This is a genomic window from Bacillus sp. LL01, from assembly GCF_001037965.1.
This window is the reverse complement of the sequence record NZ_LFEL01000046.1, coordinates 1-9,658: the sequence shown is the minus strand read 5'-3', so window position 1 is coordinate 9,658 and position 9,658 is coordinate 1. Positions and strand designations below refer to the sequence as shown.

Genomic DNA, 9,658 nt, shown 5'->3' with positions numbered 1-9,658 from the left:
ACCTATAGCAACCGTAATGACAAACCCACGTGCCCACCGTCTAGCAAGCAAACGGTAGTGTTCATCATTTCTTTTTATCCCTATCCACTCAGCAAGAGCAATTAATAGTGGTATACCCACCCCAATCGTCGCAAAAATAACGTGATAACCTAAAGTCAGTCCCGTCAAAATACGACTATATAAGACCGGATCGTATTCAAACATCCTATTCCCTCCCCAATTAAAACGAACATTTATCTGCGTGTTTGCTCAATCATTCACATACTTCATTATCTTTTTTAAAAGGTATATGATTACACATTACCATAATGACAAAGGTCGAAACCTATCTTTTTATGACAACTATGTGAAATTAATCACAATATCAAATCTATGAGAAAAAGACCAATTATTTCTAGTCTTTTTCTCATCTTCTATGAAGCTTTTTCAAGTTCTTTCTTAGAACTCTTTTCTAGAAAATAGGCGGCAGGAATCGATAAAGCTGTGATGAGACCCACTACAATAAACCCTTCATTAATCGCTTTAAGACTTGCCTCTTCAATCGAGATCGCACCAACCAGTTGGCCCCGTCTCACCTCATAATATATAGAAATAAAAACAATCCCTAACGCTGAACTCATTTGGCGCATCACATTATTCATGGCTGAGCCCCTTGAAATCAATCGATCCGGTATTGCATTCATGCCAGTTGTGGTCGCTGGCATAGTACTAAAACCAGTTCCAACCCCTCTAATGGCCATCATAGTAAAGATAAACAGAAGCGACGTTTCTAAAGTAAGAAATCCTAAAGCAAATGTTCCAATTGAAAGGATAAGAAGTCCTGTTGTCACGATGCCACCTGCGCCTTTTCGATCCAAGATTCTCCCACCTATCGTCATAAATAAACCCGTTAATAAAGCAGAAGGGAGGAAGATAAGTCCCGTCATAATCGCACTTAGACCATACACTTGTTGAATCAACAATGGAATTAAAAAGATCCCTGCGAATAAACTAATCGAAGTTGTACCAGCTATAATGACACTATATGTATAGGCTGGTACACGGAATAGAGATAAATCAAGTAAAGGCTGATCGACGCGCTTTTCAATTTCAATAAATGAAATGAGTAGAATCACACCCGAGAATACGAGTCCAATATTAAGAGGCATCAATAAGTGAGCAAGTTCTGACATTCTACCTAAAGCGAGAAGTATGGCCCCCACTCCTGCTGTTACAGTTACAAACCCCCATAAATCAAAATGAACCTTTTTATTAGAAGCAGTCATTGGCAGATATTTAAAGGCAAACCATAAGCCAAGTAAGCCAATCGGAACGTTGCACCAAAACAAGTAATGCCAACTTGTGGTCTCAAGCAGAATGCCACCAACCGTTGGTCCAATCGTAGGAGCCATCATTGCCGCGATTYCCCATACTCCTGTAGCCATTCCTCGCTCATTTCTTGGGAAGGCCTCAAAGATAAGGGCCATTGAAAGTGGCATCATAATGCCTCCACCAMTCCCTTGGAGACCACGAAAGATGATTAACGATGAAAGATTCCAAGAAAAAGAACCGAGGACGGAACCTAATACAAAAATAGCAAGCCCGATACAATACAGCTTTTTTTTACCGAATCGATCACCTAGATATCCCGTTACAGGAACAGTCATTCCCATTGTTACCATGAAGATAGTAATGACCCACCCAGTACTTACTGCATCTGAATCAAATACTTCCATCAATTTAGGAATCGCCGGGTTTAACATACTATTATTTAAAATCATGGTGAATGAACCAAGAAGTACGGCTATTACCACCATCCACTTGCTAGATAGTTTCCCCATAATATACACACCATTTCGTCTATCGAAAGATTTTCTTTTATCATAGCATGAATGATCGATTGATAAATCAAAAAAGCCCCACAGATACTACTTTTTTAAAGTCACATCCGTTGAGCTTTTCGCCACGTTCTTATATATGTTGATTTTGGCGTTGTTTTAAAGATTGATAAACTCGTTCAATTTCTTGTAATGTTAACTCAAATAATTGACGACCTTGAACTTTATATACACCAAAAGCGATTATTTTTTCAATTAAATTATCCTTTAATTGTTCTGTAGTACTTGTTGCCCTATTCATGATTTTCCTCCTTTCTCCACTTGTTTAGTTCCCAATTAAACGTTTGATTAAACAAATTCAATCAGCAATTGTTATGTAAAATTATCGCAAGTCTACAAAAAAAGCTGTTAAGCGAAAAACGCTTAACAGCTTGACCTACTTCTTATGTTGATTTTTTTCCTCTTCTTCCATTAAACGCTGAGCTCGTAATACCTTACGATACGTTATCCTTGATACCCAGATGCTAAATTCATATAAGAATAACAAAGGCAAAGTAACCATCAAATGACTTAATAGCTCAGGAGGTGTAATAAAGCCGGCGATGACTAGTAATAAAAAGTAAGCCAATTTTCGCACGCTCGATAAGAAAGATGGAGTGATCAGACCTAATCTAGTTAAAAACATGACCACTACTGGTAATTGAAACAACAATCCAAAAGGTAACGTAATTTGGAATAAGAAAGAAAAGTACTCATTAATTCCATACTGCTCTGTTATATTCAATCTCTCTGCTAAATCACTCATAAACTGAATGATAAACGGAAATAAAATGAAATAAGAAAAAGCAATTCCCGTTAGAAATAAAATAAAAGCAATAGGAATATAAGCTAGAGTCGCTTTTTGTTCATTCTCATGTAAACCAGGACGAATGAACGCCCATAATTGATACAAGATTACAGGGAAAATGATAATCAGAGCACTTGCAAAGGCAAATGTCATAAATATTCTTATAGAATCTGTCATCTTAAAAGCATTCATCGGTAAGTCTTGCGCAGTTGGTGCATTTTGTAAATACGTAATTAACGGTGTGGCTAAAAAGAAACCGGCAATGAGCGCAATCAGAAAGAATACAACGACGATCATAATCCGACGTCGCAACTCTCCAATATGGTCCATTACCGACATATCACGTGCTTCCATTTATAAACCCTTCCTGCTTAAGCTTGATCTTTAGTTGTTTTCTTTTTATCGTCCTCTTCGTCAGCCAAGCCTTTTGTGGCGTTTTTAAATTCACGCAATGTATTTCCTGCTGCCTTCCCAAGCTCTGGCAGCTTCTTTGGTCCAAAAATCAACAATGCGACAAGTCCAATAATAACAATACTTCCTGCACCTAAACCCATAGGTAGCACCTCCTTGTCCAATCTACTCTTATTATAACGGATAATGCTTCAAAAAATAAACCAATGCCTGTAATTCTACGGATAAATCTATATGATGAACTCTAACTGAATCTGGAACTGATAACCTTGCTGGAGTRAAGTTCAAAATCCCTTTAATACCTGCATCTACAAGTCGATCAGCAATCTTTTGCGCTGCTTGAGAAGGCACTGTGAGGATGGCTACAGTTACTTCTGGATCTAAAATGTTCTCTAAATCGTCAAGATTGTAAATTTGTACTCCGCCTACTTCCGTGCCAATTTTTGAATCATCGACATCAAAAGCCATCTCGATTTGGGTATTGTTATTTTTTGAGAAGTTGTAATGGAGAAAAGCAGTCCCCAAGTTTCCCACCCCAACTAATATCACTTTTGTTAATTCATTCTGGTCCAGTGTTTCTCTAAAGAAAGAAAGTAAATAATTGACATTGTAGCCATACCCTTTCTTACCAAGAGCTCCGAAATACGAAAAGTCTCTACGAATCGTTGCTGAATCTACTTTCACTGCTTCACTTAGTTCAGTTGATGAAACACGCTGCTTGCCTGATGCATGTAGGTTCTCTAAAAAGCGGTAATAGAGTGGCAATCGTTTTGCTGTTGCTTGAGGAATTTTTGCTTGTTCTGGTTTCAATTAAAATCCCCTCCTCTCCTAGCGTCTCTGTTTAAACGATCTATGGTCCATAAGCACTGTATGAGTAGTTCTAATAAGTCATTCTTTTTCAAAATAAGACAAACATTAGTCTCATTGTACACCATTTACACTATAATGTAATCGTTTTACCTACTCGTCAATAAGTTGTTGATTAATCCTATATACGTTACACTTAACGAAGAAAACTACTGATATGTAAGGATTGAGGGATACCCCATGATTTTATTACAATGTGTAAACCTTTCAAAATCATTCGGTGCAGAACCGATTTTATCAAACATTAAACTAGAAGTACAAACTGGCGACCGTGTAGCACTAGTAGGCAGAAACGGAGCCGGAAAATCAACTCTCTTAAAGACAATTGCAGGTCAGCTCTCGTTCGATAGTGGGGATATTATCCGTCCTAAAGATGTTGAGATGGGTTATCTCGCCCAGGATACAGGCCTGGAATCCGGCCTTTCTATTTGGGAAGAGATGCTCACCGTCTTTACCCCTCTTATGAAAATGGAAAAAAGACTTAGAGAAATGGAACAGAAAATGTCGGACCCAGATCTATTAAACAACGATACAAATTACAATAAATTATTAGCAGAATATGATCAGTTGCAGTTGGATTTTAAGGATAAGGGTGGCTATCAATACGAAGCCGATATTAGAAGTGTTCTTTCAGGGCTTCATTTTGATTCATTCGATTATAATACACATATCTCAACACTAAGTGGGGGGCAAAAAACAAGGCTTGCTTTAGRGAAGCTCCTATTAACGAGACCAGACTTACTTATTTTAGATGAACCTACAAATCATCTCGATATTGAAACGCTAACATGGCTTGAGCAATATCTTCAAGGTTATCCAGGTGCCATCCTTATTGTTTCTCATGACCGTTATTTTCWTGATAAGATTGTGACACAAGTTGTTGAAATTTCACGTGCACATTCTAGAAAATATGTTGGTAATTACACTCACTATTTAGAAGAAAAAGCAAAGCGCTATGAGCTTGAGAAAAAGCAATATGAAAAACAGCAAGGTGAAGTCGCTAAATTAGAAGATTTCGTTCAGCGCAATATTGCTCGTGCGTCTACTACTAAAAGGGCGCAAAGTCGTCGTAAGCAACTTGAAAAAATGAATAGACTTGACCGACCTGAAGGAGATGAAAAATCGGCTTCTTTCTCTTTTCAAATTGAACGACAAAGCGGAAATGAAGTTTTACGCATTGACAATTTAGAAGTACAGTACGGCGAAGAGGCTATTTTCTCTAATCTTAAACTTGATTTGAATCGGGAGGAAAGTGTCGCCTTGATCGGTCCAAACGGCGCTGGTAAATCAACCATTTTAAAAGCCATTTCGAAACAAATTCCTTATACAAATGGGACAATTCGATTTGGAAGCAACGTTGTGGTTGGCTATTATGACCAAGAACAAGCAAAGTTAAAATCGAATAAATTAGTCCTTCACGAATTATGGGATGACCATACATTGCTACCTGAAAAAGAAATCAGAACCGTTCTTGGTAACTTTCTCTTTTCTGGCGATGATGTTTTAAAGCCTGTATCAGCTTTAAGTGGAGGAGAGAAAGCTCGTCTTGCTTTAGCAAAATTAATGATGCAAAAAGCAAATTTACTGATACTAGATGAGCCAACAAACCATTTAGACCTTGATGCAAAAGAAGTGCTTGAAGCAGCTTTAATCAACTATCCTGGTACTCTTCTTTTCGTTTCACATGATCGCTATTTCCTAAATCGCCTTGCTACAAGAGTATGTGAATTAGACAATGGACAAGTAACTGAWTATTTAGGTGACTATGATTATTACCTAGAGAAAAAAGAAGAAAATCGTCAGAGGCTTTTGTTAAAAGAAAAAGAAGAACAAGTACATTCACCTTCACAAGCTTCTGACCCTACTCAAGGAAAAACGGACAAACAATCATTTGCACTTGATAAAGAAGCAAAACGTCAAGAGCGTCAACGCTTACGTCGTATTGAAGAAATCGAGACAAAGATTGAAGATCTCGAAACAAACCTTGCGACACAAGAGGAAGCACTATGTGATCCTGAGATTTACTCAGACCATGAACAAGCCCAATCGATTCAACAAGAAATAGATCACCACAAACGTTCAATTGAGCAGTTAATGGCAGAATGGGAAGAATTGCAATCAGAATAAGAAATCATAAAAAAGATCAAAGGCATTCATTTAGTGAATGCCTTTGATCTTTTAATTTTTTTTTCTGATCTCTTCTTCTTCATCTTGTGGTCTAGACTTACGATCAAGATTCCATTTGATAAACGCGTAGACAACAAAAATCCATAATACAGGATGAGTGATGCTTAAACCAACTTGAGATTCTCCACCAAAGTAGGTGAAAAGAGCAATTAAACCAATCACATAAAAAATAAAAAACAAATCATGCTCCCATATTGGTATTCCTTGTCTTCTTCTTTTATCACSTGGGATCATTACTTCAGCTGCCACAGCAAAACCAAAACCTACTAATAGTAAGAAAAAGGTTCCCCTACCTCCTAAACCACCGTTAACCAAATGCGGAAAGTAGTCCAGTAATAATCCAACCGCTAAGACGACGAGCACCCCTATACGTAGCATTCGTGCTCGTTTAATTTTTTTCTCCAATCTCATGCTCCCCTTTTTGCTTATGTTCCAACAACCAATAATAATGAATAGATACGACACAAAACATCGACGTTGCCGCAGCGACAACTCCAGAATCATTTAATAAAAGCAGAGCAATTGATGCAGTCACTCCCGTTTGGAGGATTAATGCATGGATCTGACACTTTTTTAATAATATCTTTCTAAAAAGCATGACCATCACAACTACATAACTGGTCACAAATAATTGTGTCCAATTCGAATGCATGAAGATCTTCCAATTCATCGTCAACTTCCGCTCCATTGTATTAAAAATGTAGGTGAAATCACCTTCAAGTAAACGATTAAACCCTTCCCCAATATGTKTTTTGTTTCCAGTTAATTGTAGCATATATAAAAAGAAAAACAGCAATAAGACTGAAATCACTCCGAGTAAAATCACGCGTACAAAAGAAAGCCTCAAATTCAATAGCCGGTAGAGGAAAAATGAGTAGGCGATTCCCGCAGATATGGTAGCCCCAGCATTGGTACCAAACTCACTGTACCCTAACAGTATAAGTTGGATAAGCATAACGAAACTAACAGATAAAACAATCCAACTTTTTTTCAAAGAATTTACACTGCTTAAAAATGCTAATCCAGCAATAATATATACTCCAGCATACTCATTTCCAATCCCATAATATCTTGCCCCAATAATAGGATCATAGCCAAGATAAGAGCGCTGCATGAAAGGTGTGCCTAGTACTAAATCTAAGGAAATGAAAAAAAATAACAATCCTCCTATAATCGAAATTGAATAGGTTCTCATACGATTGACTAAGTATCCACAAGCTAGTGAAGTGATTAAAACAAAAAGAACAAATCCAGCAACCCCAGTGTGGATAAGTAGTTTTGCCCCTATCAAAAAATGTAAGGGCGAGCAAAGTGCAGATAGAATAATGACTTTTAATGCATTGCGCCCAAGAAATTGAGGACTTTTAAAAATCATTAACCCTCCTGCTGTTATTAACAACAATACAAGGGTCGTGATATATGTAGAAAGCACGTTTGCGCGTGTTTTGTATATAAATGTTAATTCGTCTACATGATCAAAGACAACTGCCTTATCAAGCTGTTCCTGTTCATTAATGATGATGTTATTACCGGGTAACTTAGATGGTACATCTAACCCAAAGTGAGAAAGGATTGATGGCACAATATCAATATTGCTCAGAAGAAATGATTGATTTGTCGTAACTGAATGGATATACCCACCTTWATCTTTGTGCCAAATATAAAAAGGGGCTAACTGTTGCTTATTATCATAGGCTTCTTTATTCATCATTGGCGAGAGTAGCCATATCTCTCCGTTATCTTTCTTCACAAGCCGTGCGATAAATGCTTCTAAGCGTTTTAATTGGTGCATTCTCTCTTTTTTAAAATGACTTTGATCCATCCACACTCTTTGTTCATACAAACGATAAAGATCTCCCCATTCAATGACAAGTAATCCATCTTTGTTGATGAACTGTTGATAAAGTAGTTCAGAGTCCATCTGCATCCCAAAAGCTGATTTTTGATTACTCTCAACCGATGATGCAATCGCACCATCTATTATTCCTTTTGAATCAATAGCTAGTAGCGACCCATATCTAACCTTCTGCTGGTTTGTATCACTGTGACCTAGTACAAACCTATCAATATTCGCCTCGTTTAATAAGTCCCCGAGGCTCCCTATTTGTGCTTGATGTGTTGACTGTTGATTTTTATTCACTAAACGGTGAAATAGTGGATGCACCAATCCATAAGAAGCAGAAACCCCATTTAACTGCATAAATAATTGATTAGCAGTTACATTTTGGTCGACCATTTCATCTATTTCATAACTGTTCCATTCTTGGATACCGACCGCTCTCCCACCACTTCCCAAACTTACCATATTATTCAAATAGGAGTACGGGCCATCTGGTTTAACGTTCACGGCACCTAAGGCGGCATTTTGCCAAAGCTGTTGATTCTCTCCATGCTCCCACAGTAGTTCAGCGTCATCAAAAGAAAGACTTGGTACAAGAATTATGGTTAACTTAGGGTCTGTGTGCGCTGATACTGGGATATGAACAAGGAGAACGATAACTAGTAATAACCAACTTACTCTCTTCCACATAACAATCAGCCTTTTCGTCTAATTTTCTGACATATCCACACTATCCACAGGTTTATACACAGGCAAAACCCCTATTAATAAAGGGTTTAAGTGTAAATCCACATTAATACACAAGTTACCCACAAGTGAAGTTAATAACAGCTTGACCCTTAATACAACGTATCTTTTTTAAAGTTATCCCCTTTATCCACATATTTGTTAGTAAATCCTGTGGATAAAAATAGATATCGCTTACAAACAGAAAAAACCACTTAATGGTAGCATTTGCTTCAGTAAGTGGTTTTAAACCTTAAATTTAAAAGCTATTGGTTCTCTAAATCAAGCCCAGGATTTCCGTTCAAATCATATGCTGCAAACTTCTTTTGCTTAAACTTTATACTGGCGGCTGCTCCAATCATTGCAGCATTATCTGTGCATAAGTTTAATGGAGGAATTAATAATTCAACCTCAGATGGTTCAAACACTCGCTGCAGTTCAGATCTAAGCCCTTTATTAGCAGCAACTCCCCCTGCTAACAGCACTTGGGCAACCCCATACTGTTCTTGGGCTTTTTTTGTTTTGGTTACTAGGACCTCTATAACACTCGCTTGAAAGCTAGCAGCAAGATCTTCAGGTATAACTTCCTCACCACGCTGTTTCTTATTATGCAAGTGATTAATAACGGAAGATTTAAGACCGCTAAAGCTAAAATCAAAACTATCTTGCTCTAACCAAGCTCGAGGTAAATCATAGGTTGGCTTTCCTTCATGTGCCAGCTTATCAATATGAGGTCCCCCAGGATAAGGTAAACCTAATGTCCGAGCTACTTTATCGTAAGCTTCTCCGACTGCATCGTCCCTTGTTTCACCGATAATTTCAAATGAACCGTCTTTCTCCATATAAACAAGCTCCGTATGTCCCCCTGATACGACCAATGTAAGAAGAGGAAATTGTAATTTGTCGACAAGTTGATTTGCATAAATATGGCCTGCTATATGATGCACTCCAATTAAAGGGAGG

10 protein-coding genes are annotated in these 9,658 nt (G+C 37.7%); 1 reads left to right on the top strand and 9 read right to left on the bottom strand.

Annotated features, from left to right (window positions below; genetic code table 11):
* From AB685_RS23300 to AB685_RS23280, 6 genes are all read right to left on the bottom strand, one after another.
* The coding region (locus AB685_RS23300) for a cytochrome ubiquinol oxidase subunit I (protein WP_047972968.1) at nucleotides 1-204 on the bottom strand (204 nt) is incomplete at its 3' end.
* A gap of 209 nt (nucleotides 205-413) precedes the next feature.
* Nucleotides 414-1,820, bottom strand: coding sequence for an MDR family MFS transporter (locus AB685_RS23295; RefSeq protein WP_047972967.1), 1,407 nt, complete (start codon nucleotides 1,818-1,820; stop codon nucleotides 414-416).
* A 130-nt stretch (nucleotides 1,821-1,950) separates the two neighbouring features.
* The gene (locus AB685_RS30565) at nucleotides 1,951-2,118 is read right to left on the bottom strand and encodes a Fur-regulated basic protein FbpA (RefSeq protein ID WP_082153739.1); all 168 of its coding nucleotides are present in this window, start codon (nucleotides 2,116-2,118) and stop codon (nucleotides 1,951-1,953) included.
* 135 nt (nucleotides 2,119-2,253) lie between these two features.
* Nucleotides 2,254-3,018 carry a twin-arginine translocase subunit TatC gene (gene tatC / locus AB685_RS23290; RefSeq protein WP_047972966.1) on the bottom strand — a complete coding sequence of 255 codons (765 nt, stop codon included), beginning with the start codon at nucleotides 3,016-3,018 and terminating at the stop codon, nucleotides 2,254-2,256.
* Nucleotides 3,019-3,035: 17 nt separating this feature from the next.
* Complete coding sequence (locus tag AB685_RS23285; protein WP_047972965.1) at nucleotides 3,036-3,218, bottom strand: twin-arginine translocase TatA/TatE family subunit; 183 nt, start codon at nucleotides 3,216-3,218, stop codon at nucleotides 3,036-3,038.
* 31 nt (nucleotides 3,219-3,249) lie between these two features.
* Nucleotides 3,250-3,885, bottom strand: coding sequence for a redox-sensing transcriptional repressor Rex (locus tag AB685_RS23280; RefSeq protein WP_047972964.1), 636 nt, complete (start codon nucleotides 3,883-3,885; stop codon nucleotides 3,250-3,252).
* Between the two features lie 237 nt (nucleotides 3,886-4,122).
* Here AB685_RS23280 and AB685_RS23275 point away from each other — a divergent pair, with 237 nt between their 5' ends.
* Nucleotides 4,123-6,069 carry an ABC-F family ATP-binding cassette domain-containing protein gene (locus AB685_RS23275; RefSeq protein ID WP_047972963.1) on the top strand — a complete coding sequence of 649 codons (1,947 nt, stop codon included), beginning with the start codon at nucleotides 4,123-4,125 and terminating at the stop codon, nucleotides 6,067-6,069.
* Between the two features lie 51 nt (nucleotides 6,070-6,120).
* Here AB685_RS23275 and AB685_RS23270 read toward each other — a convergent pair whose 3' ends face one another.
* From AB685_RS23270 to tsaD, 3 genes are all read right to left on the bottom strand, one after another.
* Nucleotides 6,121-6,534: a hypothetical protein gene (locus tag AB685_RS23270; RefSeq protein ID WP_047972962.1), complete on the bottom strand. Its 414-nt coding sequence runs from the start codon at nucleotides 6,532-6,534 to the stop codon at nucleotides 6,121-6,123.
* A complete protein-coding gene (locus AB685_RS23265; RefSeq protein WP_047972961.1) occupies nucleotides 6,518-8,659 on the bottom strand; it encodes a hypothetical protein in 2,142 nt (713 codons plus the stop codon). The genes AB685_RS23270 and AB685_RS23265 overlap by 17 nt, the downstream gene beginning before the upstream one ends.
* Before the next feature lie 302 nt (nucleotides 8,660-8,961).
* Nucleotides 8,962-9,658: tRNA (adenosine(37)-N6)-threonylcarbamoyltransferase complex transferase subunit TsaD (gene tsaD, locus AB685_RS23260; protein ID WP_047972960.1), on the bottom strand; the 697-nt coding region annotated here is incomplete at its 5' end.

What these genes read in the sequence shown, in the direction of transcription:
- tatC (WP_047972966.1), bottom strand. Translation starts at nt 3,018, where the DNA reads ATGGAAGCACGTGATATGTCGGTAATGGACCATATTGGAGAGTTGCGA.
- AB685_RS30565 (WP_082153739.1), bottom strand. Translation starts at nt 2,118, where the DNA reads ATGAATAGGGCAACAAGTACTACAGAACAATTAAAGGATAATTTAATT.
- AB685_RS23285 (WP_047972965.1), bottom strand. Translation starts at nt 3,218, where the DNA reads ATGGGTTTAGGTGCAGGAAGTATTGTTATTATTGGACTTGTCGCATTG.